Origin of the sequence: Streptomyces sp. SID3212 (assembly GCF_009865405.1) — a bacterium.
GTDB lineage: Bacteria > Actinomycetota > Actinomycetes > Streptomycetales > Streptomycetaceae > Streptomyces.
In genome coordinates this window covers 1-15838 of the sequence record NZ_WWJY01000039.1, presented here as the reverse complement: position 1 = coordinate 15838, position 15838 = coordinate 1, and the positions used below count along the sequence as shown (strand labels likewise).

The following is a 15838-nucleotide window of genomic DNA, read 5'->3' as shown; positions in this document are numbered from 1 at the left end:
GTCCGCGCCCCGCGCGGTGTTCCTCGCCCGGGACGGCGCGACCGGCTGGGCCGACCTGTGCCGGCTCGTCTCCACCGCGCACGCCGCCGGGGACGGCAGCCCGCTGCTGCCCTGGCAGGACAACCACGGCGACGGGCTGACCGTGCTCCTCGGACCCGGCTCCGAGACAGGCAGGGCTCTCGCCGCGGGACGCCCCGACCGGGCCGCGCGGTTCCTCGCGCCCTGGCGCGAGATCTACGGGGACGCGCTGCGCCTGGAGATCGTGCACCACGGCCGTACGGGCACCGGACCCGGATCGCTGCGGCACGCCGCCCGCACGCTCGGGTTCGCCACCGAGCAGGGGGTACGGGCCGTGCTCAGCAACGCCGTGCGCTATGCCGACCCCGGGCAGGGGCCGGTCGCCGACGTGCTCGACTCGGCCCGCAGGCTCATGCCCATCGACCCGCGCGGCGGCCTCGACAGCGGGGAGCGCTGGCTCAAGGACCCGGACGCGATGGTCCGTACCGCCGAGCTGGTCGCCGAGGCCGCCGGATTCCGGCGGGACATCGCCCACCGGCTGCTCGCCCTGACCGAGGAGACCGCCGCGAGCTGTGCGGTCGACCCCGAGGACGACCTGGGCATCGGCACCGTCCACTTCCCCGAGCCCCGGCTGGTCGGCGCGGACCGCCGCAGCGCCGCGCGGGTGCTGCGCTCACGCGCCGCCGCCGGGATGGTGCTGCGCGGCTACGACCGGCGCGGCGACCACCGGGAGTACTGGGACCGGATGGACGCCGAGCTGCGTACGATCGACCAACTCGGCTTTGCCTCCTACTTCCTGACGGTGGCTCAGGTTGTGGACGACGTGAAGGGGATGGGGGTCAGGGTCGCCGCGCGGGGCTCCGGCGCGGGGTCCCTGGTCAACCACCTGCTGGGCATCGCCCACGCGGACCCGGTCGCGCACGGCCTGCTGATGGAACGTTTCCTCTCCACCCGCAGACAGCCGCCCAGGCAGCCCACCGGCTGGCGCGAGCTGGAACTCCCCGACATCGACATCGACGTCGAGTCCGCGCGGCGCCTGGAGGTCTACCGCGCGATCCTCGACCGGTTCGGCCCCGAGCGGGTCGCGGCCGTCGCCATGCCGGAGACGTACCGGGTGCGTCATGCCGTACGGGACGTGGGCGCGGCCCTCTCCATGGACCCCGCCGACATCGACCGGATCGCCAAGTCCTTCCCGCACATCCGCGCCAGGGACGCCCGTGCCGCGATGGAGGAACTGCCCGAACTGCGCGCGCTGGCAGGGGAGTCGGAGCGGGGCGGCGCGAAGTACGCCCGGCTGTGGGACCTGGTGGAGGCGCTGGACGCGCTGCCGCGCGGGATCGCCATGCACCCGTGCGGGGTGCTGCTCTCGGACGCCTCGCTGCTGCGCCGTACCCCGGTGGTGCCGACCAGCGGCGAGCACTTCCCCATGGCCCAGTTCGACAAGGAGGACGTCGAACGGCTGGGACTGCTCAAACTCGACGTCCTGGGGGTACGGATGCAGTCGGCGATGGCCCACGCGGTCACGGAGATCGCGCGCGCCACGGGCGAGGAGCTGGATCTGGACGATCCGGCACAGGTGCCGGAGGGCGACCCGGAGACGTACCGGCTGATCCGCTCCGCCGAGACCCTGGGCTGCTTCCAGATCGAGTCGCCGGGCCAGCGCGACCTGGTCGGCCGGCTCCAGCCCGCGACCTTCCACGACCTGGTGGTCGACATCTCGCTCTTCCGGCCGGGGCCGGTGGCGGCCGACATGGTGCGCCCGTTCATCGAGGCCCGGCACGGCCGGGCGCCCGTCCGCTACCCGCACGCCGACCTGGAGGAGGCGTTGAGCGAGACGTACGGGGTGGTCGTCTTCCACGAACAGATCATCCGGATGGTGGACATCATGACGGGCTGCGGCAAGGAGGAGGCGGACAAGGTGCGGAGAGGACTGTCCGACCCCGGGTCGCAGGGCCGGATCAAGGTCTGGTTCGAGCGGCTGACGCGGGAGCGGGGGTACGCGCCCGACGTGATCGCGCGTACCTGGGAGATCATCGAGGCGTTCGGCTCGTACGGCTTCTGCAAGGCGCACGCGGTCGCGTTCGCCGTACCGACCTATCAGTCGGCCTGGCTCAAGGCGCACCACCCGGCCGCCTTCTACGCAGGGCTGCTCACCCATGACCCGGGGATGTACCCGAAGAGGCTGCTGCTGGCGGACGCGCGGCGGCGGGGGGTGCCGGTGCTGCCGCTGGACGTGAACCGGTCGGCCGTCACCCATCGAATCGAACTGGTGTCCGGTGAAGGGGTGCGGCCGGGGACCTGGGGGCTGCGGCTGGCGCTCTCCGACGTCCACGGCATCAGCGAGGCGGAGACGGCACGGATCGAGGCGGGGCAGCCGTACTCCTCGCTGCTGGACTTCTGGCAGCGGGCCAGGCCGGGCCGTCCGGTGGCCGAACGGCTCGCGCAGGTGGGCGCGTTGGACGCCTTCGGCGCCAACCGCCGGGACCTGCTGCTGCACCTGTCCGAACTGCACGGCGCACAGCGGAGGGTGGGCTCCCGCGGTGACCAACTCCCGCTGGGCGGAGGGCAGCGGACCGCTCCCGTCGGACTGCCCGACCTGGGTGACGCGGAGCGTCTCAGCGCCGAGTTGGGTGTGCTCGGCATGGACGCCTCCCGCCATCTGATGGGGGACCACTACGGGTTCCTCAAGGAGCTGGGCGCGATCTCGGCCAAACGGCTGCGGGACGTGCCCCACGGCAGGACCGTCCTGGTGGCGGGGGCCAAGGTGGCGACCCAGACCCCGCCGATCCGCTCCGGGAAGCGGGTCATCTTCACGACGCTGGACGACGGCACGGGCCTGGTCGACCTGGCCTTCTTCGACGACAGCCACGAGGCGTGCGCGCACACGGTGTTCCACTCCTGGCTGCTGCTGGTACGGGGCGTGGTGCAGCGGCGCGGTTCGCAGAGCCTGAGCGTGGTCGGGGCGGCGGCGTGGAACCTGGCGGAGCTGGTGGAGCTGCGGAAGGAGGGCGGCCTGGAGGCGGTCGCGGCGGCGCTGGAGGCGGTGCCGGCGCCGCCTTCCCCGGCCGGCCCGGCCCCGGCGCTCGGACCGCCGGACTCTCCGGCCGCCCCGCCCCGTCCGGGGACAACGGCCGGCGGATCAAGATGTCCACCGGGTACGAGATGAACCCGTGGTCCGACCTCCGGCCGCCCGGCGAAGGCCTGCCCACCGGGCGGAAGTTGTGGCACTCCAGCCCGGGGAGCGCCGGATGATCCTCTGTGTCCGCCTGCCCCGTGACGCCGAGCCGGCCCTGCCCGCGCTGCTCGGGCTGATCGAGGACATCAGCCCGGTCGTCCAGGTGCTGCCGCCCGGCTCCGCGCTCGTCGATGTGCGCGGCGCCGAACGGTACTTCGGCCTCGACGCGGCCGGGATCGCCGCCGTCCTGCGGGTGCGGGCGCTCGCGCACCTCGGGACCGGCTGTGTGATCGGGGTGGCCGCCACCCCGATGCTGGCCCGGATGGCCGCGGACCGGGCCGCGCCGGGGACGACGTACGTGGTGCCCGACGACGGGCGCGCGGTCGAGCGGTTCCTGGCGCCGGGGCCCGTCGCCGCGCTGCCCGGGGTCGGTACGGCGACGGCCCGCACGCTGCGGTCGTACGGTCTCGACACCATCGGCGCGACCGCCGCCGTACCGCTCCCGACGCTCCAGCGGCTCATCGGGGTACGCCTGGGGCGCGAGGTGTACGAGAAGGCGCACGGCGTCGACCGTACGGCGGTCGTCCCGAACGCCGCCGCGCGCTCGATCGCGGCCGAACGGACCTTCCCGCTGGACGAGTTGCACCAGGAGCGGCAGCGGCGCGCGCTGCTCTCGATCACGGAGGAGCTGGGGGCCGGGATGCGGGGGGCGGGCCAGGTGTGCGGGGCCCTCACCCTCACCGTGCGGTACGCGGACCGGTCCACGACCGTCCGTACCCGCGCGCTGCGTGAGCCGACCGCGCACTCCGCGGCGCTCGCCGGAGCCGTGTACCGGATCCATGGGTCGCTCGGACTGCAACGGGCGCGGGTGCGGGCTCTTTCCGTACGGGCCGAGGGGCTGGTCCCGGCCGACCGGGCCGCCCGGCAGCTGACGTTCGACCCGGGCGACGAGCGGGCGCGGCGGATCGAGGCGGTGGCCGACCTGGTCCGGGCGAAGTTCGGGGCCGGAGTGTTGCTGCCGGGATCGCTGGCCGCGTGAGGCTAACGTGAAATACGTGAAGGACGTGAAGCACGTCACATTTTACTGACGCGTAACTTCCCTTCCGCTTTCTACTCGTGCGTAACTTGCAGGAGAACAGCCAACCTTGTGGTCCGGGCCATATGGGCTGAGAGTCATCGCCATTTCCCTTGAGCCGCAAGGAGATCGCCCGATGCTGCCCTGGAACGATCCGAACAGACGGTCGTGGAAGCGTGTGCCGGTGTCGCTGGCCGCGCTGCTGACCGCACTGACGATCGCCGTGACCCCGGCCGCCGCGACCACGATCGACACCCCCACACGCGCCTCGGCCTCCGCCGCTTCTGCCTCGGCTTCCGCCTCCGCTGTGAGCAGTGGGTGGAACAACTACTCCTGCAAGCCCTCGGCGGCGCACCCCCGTCCGGTCGTCCTCGTCCACGGCACCTTCGGGAACGCCGTCGACAACTGGCTCGGGCTCGCGCCCTACCTGGTCAACCGGGGGTACTGCGTCTTCTCGCTCGACTACGGCCAACTCCCCGGCGTGCCGCTGTTCTACGGCCTCGGCCCCATCGACGCCTCCGCCGCGCAGCTCGCCACGTACGTCGACACGGTGCTCGCCGCGACCGGCGCGGCCGAGGCGGACCTCGTCGGGCACTCGCAGGGCGGGATGATGCCGCGCCACTACCTCAAGTTCCTGGGCGGGGCGGCGAAGGTCAACGCCCTGGTCGGGATCGCCCCCGACAACCACGGCACCACACTGCTCGGGCTCACCCGCCTCCTGCCGTACTTCCCCGGCGCGCGGGACCTGTTGACCGAGGCGACACCGGGGCTCGCCGACCAGGTGGCCGGGTCCCCCTTCCTGACGCGGCTCAACGAGGGCGGTGACACCGTCCCCGGGGTGCGCTACACCGTCATCGCCACGCGGTACGACCAGGTGGTCACGCCGTACCGCTCCCAGTTCCTGACCGGCCCCGGGGTGCGCAACGTACTGCTCCAGGACCTCTGCCCGGTCGACCTCTCCGACCATGTGGCGATCGGGCTCCTCGACCGGGTGGCCTTCCACGAGGTGGCCAACGCGCTGGACCCGGCGAGGGCCACCCCGACCACCTGCGCGTCGGTGGTCGGCTGACCCGCGCCACGCCGGGCCCGCGGCGGGTTTCGTAACTCGTTGTGATGAAGGGTCGGTTGATTACGGTTGGTGAGCGGCCAGGAGCAGCATTCTTCCCCTCGGCGGACACACCCCGTGTCCGCGCTCCGACGGAAGGACACCCCCATGCTGCGCATTCTGGCCGGCTCCCTCGCCACGGTCGCCGCTCTCGGCATCGGCCTGACCAGCACCGCGACCGCCACGCCGACGACTGCGACGGCTGCCGCACCCGTGGCGGCCGCCCCGGTTCCGGTGACGGGCCTGGCGTGTGACGGGGACACGTACAAGTGCACGGCGGATCTGAAGTTCGGTGACGGTCGGTGGAAGGCGCGTTGGGACGTGTCGGTGTTCCACCAGGCCGGGTCGGCGGAGCGGAGTGCGGCGGCGGTCGCGGCTCCGGTCCCTGTGACGGGGCTGACGTGTGACGGGGACACGTACAAGTGCACGGCGGATCTGAAGTTCGGTGACGGCCGCTGGAAGGCGCGTTGGGACGTGTCGGTGTTCCACCAGGCGCCGGGCTCGATGGAGCGGAGCGCGGCGGCGCTCGCCGCTCCGGTCCCGGTGACCGGTCTGACGTGTGACGGCGACACCGGCGCGTGTACGGCGGATCTGAAGTTCGGCGACGGCCGGTGGAAGGCGCGTTGGGGCGCGACCATCTTCCACCAGGGCTAGCCGGACTTCCGTCAGCCCTCGGCCGACGGTCCGGACAGCGGTGGGCCCCGGTGTGACGAGCGCTCGTCACACCGGGGCCCAGCCGCGTCCGCGCGGGGTCAGCGGCCGTGGCGTCCGGAGGGTACGGCCCTGCGGCGGACCGTGCCGAACATCACCGCGGCGCCGATGGCCAGCGCCGCCGTGCCACCGATCGCGAAGTACGGGGTGGTGCCGTCGGCGCCCGTCTCGGCGAGATTCTCCTCGGAGCCGGTGGGCTGCGCGTCGGCGGCGGTGTCAGCGGTGGTGTCGGCGGCGGCGGAGTCGGCTGCGGCGGGGGCCTGTTCGGCCGGGGCGGCGGCGTTCTTGGCCTCCGGGTAGTTGGCGTCGTCGTCGTCCTCCGCCCCGCCCGCCGGTGTCTCGGCGGCGGCCGTGGCCCCGGTCGTACCTGAGTCGCTTCCGCTGCCGGGACCGGTGGACGCGTCGTTGTCACCGTGCCCGTTGTGCTCGATGGTCGACTTCTCCGTACCCTCGGCGACTTCCTGCTCGGTGGGCGCGGACGGGGCCGGTACGGCGCCGTCGACCGTGCCGTTGTCTTTGCCGAAGACCACGTCGGAGCAGGTGTAGAAGGCTTCGGGGCTGTCCGAGCGCTGCCAGATCGAGTAGATCAGGTGACGGCCCGTCTTCTTCGGGACGATCCCCGTGAACACGTAGTCACCGTTGACCAGCTTCGGGTCGGTGACCTTGAGGAACGGCTTCGCCTCAAGGTCCGACCACGTGAGCGGCTTCGCCGGATCGTAGCCGTCCTTCGTGACGTACAGCTCGAAGGAACCCCGGTGCGGCGCCGTGCCCTTGTAGCGGAAGGTGCGGTTGCCCGCCGTCATCGGGGACGACGGCCAGTCGGCGCGCGCCAGGTCGAGCCCCTTGAACTTGTCGTTGCCCGCGCTGCACAGCTTGCCGTCCGGGATCAACTGCCGCGACTTCCCGTCGGCGTTGGCGATGTTGACCCCGTTCCAGTCGTACAGCGCCTGGGTGCCCCCGACCGCCACCGCCGCCTTGCACGCCTCCGACTTGGGATTCTCGGGACCCTCGGCGAAGCACGCGGCCACCCGGCTGACCGGGTCCGTCATCGAACCGTGCGCGGCGGCCGGGCCGGCGGCGAGAGCGGCCAGCGCGAGGGGAGCGGCGCCGAAGGCGACGATCCCGGTGGCGGTACGACGAGCGGTCATGAAGTGGTTCTCCTTCTGAGCGGCACCAGCTGCGGGAGCTGTACAGGCGAACAGTCCGGAGCGGGAGGCACCAGGTGACAGGGCAACCTCCCGATGCCATGCCCTCCGGTCCCGACCCCGCTCCGGCGCTCAGCAAACTAGCCGCTCCCGACCCCCGAATCCGGCTCCACCAGGGGGCGGAGCCGATCCTTATGCCTCCTTTAAGGAAGACCTAAGAAGCGCCTGAGGAAACCACCGCTCCGACCCCGGGGCGTCGGGGTCGGCGCGGGGGCGGGGTGATGGTGGGGCGGTGGTGGGGCGGTGTGGTGCGGCGCCGGTGGCTCCTTCCCGTTCCGCGGATCCGTCCGTCCCCCTGTTCCCGTGCCAGAGAAAAGATTCCTCCCGGTGACGGCGTGGGATTGCGACCCCACCCTTCTCACCTTTCTCACGAGTCACAGCGAGGGGTGTACGCGGTCGTTTAAACCCCCCTGGTCGCAGCCGTTTCCCGGTGGGAACTTTGCCTTCCGCTTACCTGCTCTTGACTCTTGGTGCGGCGGTTCTCTAACCTCTCGCACATCGTCGACACATCGGTCGGAAGCCAACAGGGAGAACCATGTACGACGTTATTGTCGTGGGCGCACGCTGTGCAGGATCGCCCGTCGCCATGCTTTTGGCCCGTCAAGGTCACCGCGTTCTGATGGTGGACCGTTCGTCGTTTCCCAGCGACGCGGTCTCGACCCACTACATTCACCAGGCGGGCCTTTCCCGTCTGAAGGACTGGGGGTTGCTGGACGAGGTCATCGACGCGAAGACCCCGGCGATCCGCAAGATGAATTTCTCGTACCGCGGCATCGAATTGAACGGCTTCGCCGAACCCATCGACGGAATCGACGCGGTGTACTGCCCGCGCCGCGTCGTCCTGGACGAGATTCTCGTCAACGCGGCCCGCCGGGCCGGGGTGGAGGTCGTCGAGGGCTTCACCGTCTCCGGAGTGGTGTCCTCCGACGGCCGGGTGACCGGTGTCCGGGGACGTACGGGCGACGGCCCCGAGCGGGAGTTCCGGTCGACGGTCGTGGTGGGCGCCGACGGATTCCACTCCACGATCGCCAAAGCGGTGGGCGCCGAGCTGTACAACGTCCGCCCCGCGTCCGGCTTCATCTACTACTCGTATTTCAGCGGTCTCGACTGGGGCCTGAACCACAAGACCGGCTTCAACGAGAACTGGATCGGCACCTGGCCGACCAACGGCGACGTCACGATGCTCGCCACCATCTGCGCCCGTGACCAGCTCAAGGAGTTCCGCCAGGACGTCGACCGCCGCTTCCAGGCCGTCTTCGACGACATCGTTCCCGAGCTGGGCGCGGAGCTGCGCGACCGGGGCGTACGCGAGGAGCCCTTCAAGCCCATGCGCTACCCCGACAACTACTACCGGCGCGCCCACGGCCCCGGCTGGGCCCTGGTCGGCGACGCCGGCTACCACAAGGACCCGCTCACCGGCTGGGGCATCACGGACGCCTTCCTGCACGGGGAGCTGCTCGCGGCCCGGCTGCACGAGGGCCTGGCCGGGGAGCGGCCCATGGAGGAGGCGCTCGCCGCGTACCAGGCGACACGCGACGAGGAGAGCGCCGGGGTGTACGACTACACCACCACCCTCGCCGAGCTGACCCCGCTGCCGCCGTTCCTCGACCTGGTCCTCACCTCGGTCAGCACCAGCCAGGAGTGGACGGACAAGATGCTCGGCCTGATCGCCGGCGGCGTCGAGGACCACGAGATATACGCGCCCGACAACTTGAAGCGCCTCTACGACGACGCGGGTGTCCCCGAGGAGAAACGCCTCTACGACTTCTCGTAGACGGGTTCTCGGCGACCGGATCTCCCGGTCCGGCGGATACTCCACTCATTCACGCTCGCACGCCTTTGCCGTGCGATTGTCACCTCTCACCCTGTGGCAGTCGCACGGCCGACGTGTGGTCGGCCAGAAGGCGTATCCCGTTTGTCCCGAAGCTTGTCCGAAGCCTTCGAGCAGTTTTACCGTGTTCCGATTCCTTTACCGAACACCCGCTTCTCGTAGTCCGTTCACCGCCCTTTCACGCCTTTCACCATGGGGAGTCCTGGGGATGACGCGCGCGTCCAGCATGTTCGATCTCATTGACGAGCAGGATGAGGAAAGGCCCTATTTCGAAACGGGCGGGGTCGGCCGGTCGCACGACTTCTACACCGGTGCGCACCAGCACCGGCGGGAGATGGCGCGCATCTACGGCCGCCGCTGGCTGCCGGTGGACCACGTGTCCCGGCTCAAGGAGAAGGGCTCGTACAGCACCCTCAACATCGGCACCGGATCCGTGCTGCTGATGCACGGTGACAACGGCATCCAGGCGTACCACAACTACTGCCGCCACCGGGGCTACAAGCTGGTGGAGGAGGCCACGGGCAAGCGCCAGAGCGTGGTGTGTCTCTACCACTGCTGGGTGTACGACAGGAACGGCAAGCTCAAGAGCCTCAACGGCACGTACTTCGACCACTTCTTCGAGAAGGAGAAGAACGGGCTGGTGCCGGTGAGGACCGAGGTCAGGTTCGGTGTGGTGTTCATCGCCTTCTCCGACGACGCGCCCGATCTCGACGCCTCCCTGGGGCAGTTCGGGGAGTTCGCGCGGGTCTACGAGCTGGCGGAGCTGGAGTGTGTCCAGGCGAAGGACTACCCGGTCGCCTCGAACTGGAAGCTCGTCGCGCACAACGTCAACGAGAGCCTGCACTTCCCCACCGCGCACAAGGACCTGCACCGCATCACCGACTTCGACGAAGCCGGTACGTACGACCTCAAGGGCGACATCGTCGGCGCGTGGCAGTCGATCCGGGGCGGCTACAACTCCGTCTCCATGACGGGCCGTAGCGGTCGTTCGCCCATGCCGCTCGTCCCCGAGGGCGACCGGCAGAAGATCAACTGGATCACCATCCTGCCCAACCTGCTGTTCGGTTTCACCGCCGACTACGTGATGATGCAGTGGGTCTGGCCGGAGAGCCCCGGCACCTGCTTCGTACGGCACTTCTGGCTGTTCCATCCCTCCGAGACCGCCAAGGACCACTTCTCCCACGAAGCGGTGTTCGCGCTCTGGGACAAGGCCAACTACGAGGACTGGGAGCTGTGCGAACGCACCCAGCGTGGTCTGTCCAACCCGAGGTGGGCGCCCGGTCAGCTCTCCCTCGACGAGGAGGTCGTCTCGCAGATCGACGCGTGGGTCGCCCGTGAGACCGAAGAGGACGAGGGCTGAGCATGTCTGCGAACTGCTACCTCATCGGCGGGACCCGGGTCCTCGTCCGGTGCGCCGGACAACTCCTGGACGCGGGCGTCCGGATCGAGGGCATCCTCAGCGACGACCCGGCCGTGGTGACCTGGGCCGCCGAACACGGCGTCGAGGTGCTCGACCCCGGCGCCGACCTGGTGACCACCCTCTCCGCCCGGCCCTTCGACTACCTCTTCAGCATCGTCAACTTCCGCATCCTGCCCCAGGACGTGCTGGACCTGCCGTCCGTCGCCGCCGTCAACTTCCACGACGGGCCGCTGCCCCGCTACTCCGGCAGCCACGTCGCGGCCTGGGCGCTGTTCGAGGGCGCGACCCGGCACGCCGCGACCTGGCACCTGATGACGCGGGCGGTCGACGCCGGCGGCGTCCTGCTGGAGCGGTGGTTCCCCGTACGCGCCCACTCCACCGCACTGTCGCTGACGTACGAGACGGCCGAGGCGGGCGCGGAACTCTTCGGCGACCTCGTGCCGCACGTCGTCGCGCGGACCCTCCCCGACCCCGTCGACACGGGGGACCGGGAGCGGCGGTTCTACCGGCGCGCCGCCCGGATGGCCTCCGGCGGGCTGATCCACGCCGGTACCTCGGCGGCCGAGGCGGAACGTATCGCCAAGGCCCTGGACTACGGCTCCTTCCCCAACCCCCTCGGCATGCCCGCGCTCGTCACCGCCCTCGGCGCCGTCCTCACCCAGCAGGTCAGGGTCGTCCCCCGGGACATCCCCGGGGACAACGCGGCCAACGCGGCCGGTGCCATGACGGTCGTGTCGGTGACCGAGTCCGCCCTGCGGCTCGCGGCCCCCGACGGTGACCTCCTGCTCAGCGACTTCACCTCGGTCGACGGGAGCGCGCTGAGCGGCCAGGGGGCGGCGCAGCGGCTCGGCATCACCCCCGGCGGCCGGCTGCCCGCCGTACCGGAGGACAGGCTCGCGGCCATCGCCGCCGCGCAGCGGCCCCTGCGGGCCGACGAACCGTGGTGGCGCGAACGCCTCGGCGATGTGCGGCCCGCCCCGCTGGAGACCACGGACTTCTCCGCGACGTCCGCGCACTACGGCCGCTTCGGCCTGGCGTACACCCCCGGATCGGCCACGGAGCGGACGGCGCTCGTCCGGGCCTTCCTCGCGGTGCTCGCCGACCGCATGGGCGAGCCGGCCTTCGACTTCGCGTGGTCGCCCTCCGCCGCGCGGGCCCTGGCCGACGAGACGCACGGGCTCGCCGCCGCGCGCGTCCCGGTGCGCTTCGACGCCCGTACGGACCACACCGGTTCGCTGGCCGACCGGCTGGCCGAGGTCGCGGAGAAGCACGGCTACGCCGTGGACCTGGAGGTACGGCTCGGGCTGGCCCGGCGCCCGCCCGGGTCCCGCACCTTCACGCGCGTCATGGTCCTGGAGCGGCGGGAGGACGAGGAGGCGTCGGTCGAGCCGGACACCGAGATCGCCCTCCTCTGCCTGGAGGACGGGCCGCCCGTGCTCTTCGTCCGGGAGACCGCGATGGACGAGGCCGAGGCGCTGGAGTTCACCGAGCGGGTGGAGGACGCGGCGCTGGGGGCGCTGTTGTACGGGGAGGGGGCCTCGGCCGGTGTGACCAGGGCCCCGTCCGATGCCGGTGTCGACGCGGGTGTCGGTGTTGCTGGCGGTGTCGATGTTGCGGAGGGTGTCGGTGACGGTGTCTCCGACACGGCCGACGCCCAGGGCGGTGTCACCGTGCTGGACCTGTTCGCGGGCGTCGTCGCCGAACGGCCCGGCGCCCTCGCGGTCCGCAGCGGCGACCAGCACCTCGACTACGCGGGTCTGGACACCTGGGCCGACGCCGTCGCCGCCCGGCTGTACGAACAGGGCGTCGGACCCGGCTCCGTCGTCGGTGTGCTGGTCAGGCGCGGTCCCGAACTCGTCCCGGCGATGCTCGGCATCCTGCGCTCCGGGGCCGCTTTCCTGCCGCTGGACCCCGACTACCCGGTACAGCGGCTGAGCCGCTACGTGGAGGTCTCCCGCTGCGAACTGATCCTCACCGACGCGCACACCGACGCCCTCGGCAGCTCGCTCGGGCTCACGCTGCGGGTGCCGGAGGCGGACGGTTCCGTCCTGGCCGTCGCCCCCGACGTCGCACCGGCCGACCTCGCGTACACCCTGTTCACCAGCGGTTCCACGGGTGAGCCGAAGGGTGTCGAGGTGGAACACGCGGCCCTCGCCCACTTCCTCACCGGGATCGCCGGCCGGCTCGGTTCGTCCGCCGAGGACGTCGTCCTCGCGCACACCACCACCGCCTTCGACATCTCGCTGCTCGAACTCCTCCTGCCTCTCACCGTCGGTGGGACCGTCGTGCTCGCGTCGCGCGAGGCCGCCCGCGATCCGCGACGGCTCGCCGGACTGCTCGGCGAGGTCACGGTCGCGCAGGCCACCCCGAGCATGTGGCGCCTGCTCCTGGCCACCGGCTGGACCCCGCACGAGCGGCTGGCCGTCCTGTCGGGCGGCGAGGCACTGCCCCCGGCGGTCGCCGGACAACTGCACGCGACCGCACGACAGGTGTGGAATCTGTACGGTCCCACCGAGGCGACGATCTGGGCGTCGTGCCACCGGGTCGACTCGGTGGGGACGTACCTGCCGCTCGGCGAACCGCTGCCCGGCACGGAACTGCACATCCTGGACGCGGAGTTGCTGCCCTGCCCGGCCGGCACTCCGGGCGACCTGTACCTCTCCGGCGCCGGGCTGGCCCGGGGGTACGCGGGCCGTCCCGACCTCACGGCGGAGGTCTTCACGGTCCATCCCGGCACCGGGACCCGCCTCTACCGGACGGGTGACGAGGCACGCCGGCACGAGGACGGCACGATCGAGTGGCTGGGGCGCGCCGACGCGCAGGTGAAGGTACGGGGCAACCGCATCGAGCCCGCCGAGATCGAGCGGGTCCTGGAGCGGTTCGAGGGGATCACGGCGGCCGTGGTGGTCGCCGCGCCGTTCGAGGGGAACGGCGAACCGCGCCTGACCGCCTATCTGGTGGCGGACCGCGCGCTGACGAAGTCCGCCCTGGACGCCGAGGTCGGCGCCGGGCTGCCGGACTACATGGTGCCCGACGCGTATGTGCCGCTCGACGCCCTGCCGTTGACCGACAACGGCAAGATCGCCCGGGCGCGCCTGCCGCTGCCTACGCGCGTCAACATCCTCCGCACGGGCGAGGCGACCGCGACGGCGGTGACGGGGGTGACGGAGGAGCCCGTGGTGCCGGAGGCAGCGGACGGGGCGGTTTCCGGGGCCGTACCGGAGCCGGTTTCCGTGCTCGCGCCCGCGCCGGTTTCCGTACCCGCGCCACCCGCCGTGCCCGGGCAGAACGCGCCGGATCGTAGGGCGCCGGGCTCCCTGGCGGCCACCGTCGGCCGGGTCCTCGCGTCGGTCGTCGGACAGCGGGCGCTCGGTCCCGACGACAACTTCTTCGACCTCGGCGGCGACTCCGCGAACGCGTCTCTCGCCGCCGTGGCGCTCAGCCGTGAACTCGGTTCAGAGGTGAGCCCCACCTCGCTCTTCGCCACCGGTACGCCTGCCCGCCTCGCCCAACTCCTGCGTGCCGAGGGCGTGGTGACGGAGCCCGAGGCGGCCGGGGCCGTACAACAGCCCGTATCCGTCCCCGTACGGGAGTCCGTTCCCGAGCAGTCTCCCGAGCCCGCGCCCGCGGCCCTGCCCGCACCCGCCCTGCCCGCCGACGAAGGCCACACCATCGCCGTCATCGGCATGGCCTGCCGGTTCCCCGGCGCCGCCACGCCCGACGAGTTCTGGGCCAACCTCGCCGCCGGGGTGGCCGGGGTCGGCGGGCCGCCCGCCGGACACCGGGGCTGGGGCCATCTCTGGTCCGACACCGACGAGGTACGGATGGGATGGATCGACGGCGTCGAGCACTTCGACGCCGCGCGGTTCGGCATCACCGACCGGGAGGCGCGGCGGCTCGATCCGCTCCAGCGGATCCTGCTCAGCGTCACCGACGAGGCGCTGGAGGGCGCCGGCCACGACCACACCACCCTCGGCGCGAGCACCGGCGTGTTCATCGGCACGATCGCCAGCGACTTCCCCGACCTGATCGCGGGCAGCGTCGGCCACAACGACCCGCACGCGGCGACGGGCACGGCCGTCTCCATGATCGCCAACCGGCTGTCGCACGTCTTCGACTGGACGGGTCCGAGCTTCGCCGTCGACACCGCCTGCTCGTCGTCCCTGGTCGCGCTGCACCAGGCCGTGACCCATCTGCGGGTGGGTGACATCGACGCCGCCGTCGTCGGCGCCGCGAACCTGGTCCTGACACCCGACAAGAGCCGCGCCTTCCGCCGGAACGGGATGCTCTCGCCGCAGGGGGTGTGCCGCGCGTTCGACGACGGGGCCGACGGTTACGTACGCGGCGAGGGCTGCGGAGTCGTGGTCCTCAAGCGGCTCGCCGACGCCGAACGCGACGGCGATCCCGTGCTGGCCGTGGTGCGCGGTACGGCGGTCAACCACACGGGGGCGAGCGCCGGATTCCTCACGGCGCCCAGCAGGACCGCGCAGGAAGCGGTGATCCGCAAGGCCCTCGCGGTGTCCGGGGTGGCCGACGGCGGACTGGGATACGTCGAGGCGCACGGTACGGGCACCCAGCTCGGCGACCTCATCGAACTGGAGGCGTTGCAGGCCGCGTTGGGCGGTGCCGCGGTAGGTTCGGTGGCCGTCGGCTCGGTGAAGACCAACATCGGGCATCTGGAGCCGGCCGCGGGAATCGCCGGGCTGATCAAGACGATCCTGGCGCTCCAGGCCGGGGCGGTCCCGCCGTCCGTCCATCTGGCGTCGCCCAACCGGGCGTTCCGGTTCGAGAACTCGCCGCTGTTCGTCCCCGACCGGCTCGTCCCGTGGTCGGGTCCGCGCGTCGCCGGTGTCAGCAGCTTCGGTTTCGGCGGCGCCAACGCGCATGTCGTCCTGGCGGCGCCGCCCGAGCGGCCGACGGCCCCCGAGGGGTCAGGGCCCCACCTGCTCACCTTGTCGGCGAGTTCGAGTGACGGGCTGCGCACCCTGGCGGAACGCCTGGTCACGCTGCTGCGTTCGCCGTACTGCCCGCCGCTCGCGGGTCTCTGCGTGGCGGCCGGGCACCGGTCGGCCGGCACGCACCGGCTGGCCTGTGTGGTCGACAGTGTCGAGCAACTCGACGACAAGCTCAGCCTGTTCCTGGCGGGCGTCGACCACACGCGCTCGCTCCACACCGGTGTGGTGTCCGGGGAGCCGCGCGGCGCGACCCTGCCCCGGTCCGGCGACGAGGCGGGCCGCGCCGCCCTCGACCTGACCGCCCGGCGCTTTGTCGCGGGCGAGGCACTGGCGGCCGAGGGGC

General features: G+C 71.7%; 7 protein-coding genes and 1 pseudogene. 7 read left to right on the top strand and 1 reads right to left on the bottom strand.

What is annotated here, in order from left to right; translation table 11 throughout:
* The 4 genes and pseudogenes from dnaE to GT042_RS01690 all read left to right on the top strand — a co-directional run.
* Nucleotides 1-3270: pseudogene (gene dnaE, locus GT042_RS01705) on the top strand (DNA polymerase III subunit alpha); the annotation flags it as partial.
* A complete protein-coding gene (locus GT042_RS01700; RefSeq protein ID WP_161306911.1) occupies nt 3267-4232 on the top strand; it encodes a hypothetical protein in 966 nt (321 codons plus the stop codon). The pseudogene dnaE and the gene GT042_RS01700, both read left to right, overlap by 4 nt.
* A 172-nt stretch (nt 4233-4404) precedes the next feature.
* On the top strand, nt 4405-5337 hold the full coding sequence (locus GT042_RS01695) for an alpha/beta fold hydrolase (RefSeq protein WP_161306910.1): 933 nt from the start codon (nt 4405-4407) through the stop codon (nt 5335-5337).
* A gap of 144 nt (nt 5338-5481) precedes the next feature.
* On the top strand, nt 5482-6027 hold the full coding sequence (locus GT042_RS01690) for a hypothetical protein (RefSeq protein ID WP_161306909.1): 546 nt from the start codon (nt 5482-5484) through the stop codon (nt 6025-6027).
* Nucleotides 6028-6125: 98 nt separating this feature from the next.
* On the opposite strand, the gene GT042_RS01685 is transcribed toward GT042_RS01690, so the two are convergent.
* Nucleotides 6126-7232: a lytic polysaccharide monooxygenase gene (locus GT042_RS01685; RefSeq protein ID WP_161306908.1), complete on the bottom strand. Its 1107-nt coding sequence runs from the start codon at nt 7230-7232 to the stop codon at nt 6126-6128.
* 592 nt (nt 7233-7824) lie between these two features.
* Between GT042_RS01685 and GT042_RS01680 the strand changes: the two genes are divergently transcribed.
* From GT042_RS01680 to GT042_RS01670, 3 genes are all read left to right on the top strand, one after another.
* Nucleotides 7825-9063, top strand: a complete 1239-nt coding sequence (locus tag GT042_RS01680; RefSeq protein ID WP_161306907.1) for an NAD(P)/FAD-dependent oxidoreductase — start codon at nt 7825-7827, stop codon at nt 9061-9063.
* 265 nt (nt 9064-9328) lie between these two features.
* The gene (locus tag GT042_RS01675; RefSeq protein WP_237530385.1) at nt 9329-10480 is read left to right on the top strand and encodes an aromatic ring-hydroxylating dioxygenase subunit alpha; all 1152 of its coding nucleotides are present in this window, start codon (nt 9329-9331) and stop codon (nt 10478-10480) included.
* A 2-nt stretch (nt 10481-10482) separates the two neighbouring features.
* Nucleotides 10483-15838, top strand: a 5356-nt coding sequence (locus GT042_RS01670; RefSeq protein WP_161306906.1) for an amino acid adenylation domain-containing protein, incomplete at its 3' end; no start/stop codon positions are given.

Coding starts and splice junctions, on each gene's coding strand:
- GT042_RS01700 (WP_161306911.1), top strand. CDS start 3,267: ATGATCCTCTGTGTCCGCCTGCCCCGTGACGCCGAGCCGGCCCTGCCC.
- GT042_RS01695 (WP_161306910.1), top strand. CDS start 4,405: ATGCTGCCCTGGAACGATCCGAACAGACGGTCGTGGAAGCGTGTGCCG.
- GT042_RS01690 (WP_161306909.1), top strand. CDS start 5,482: ATGCTGCGCATTCTGGCCGGCTCCCTCGCCACGGTCGCCGCTCTCGGC.
- GT042_RS01685 (WP_161306908.1), bottom strand. CDS start 7,232: ATGACCGCTCGTCGTACCGCCACCGGGATCGTCGCCTTCGGCGCCGCT.
- GT042_RS01680 (WP_161306907.1), top strand. CDS start 7,825: ATGTACGACGTTATTGTCGTGGGCGCACGCTGTGCAGGATCGCCCGTC.
- GT042_RS01675 (WP_237530385.1), top strand. CDS start 9,329: ATGACGCGCGCGTCCAGCATGTTCGATCTCATTGACGAGCAGGATGAG.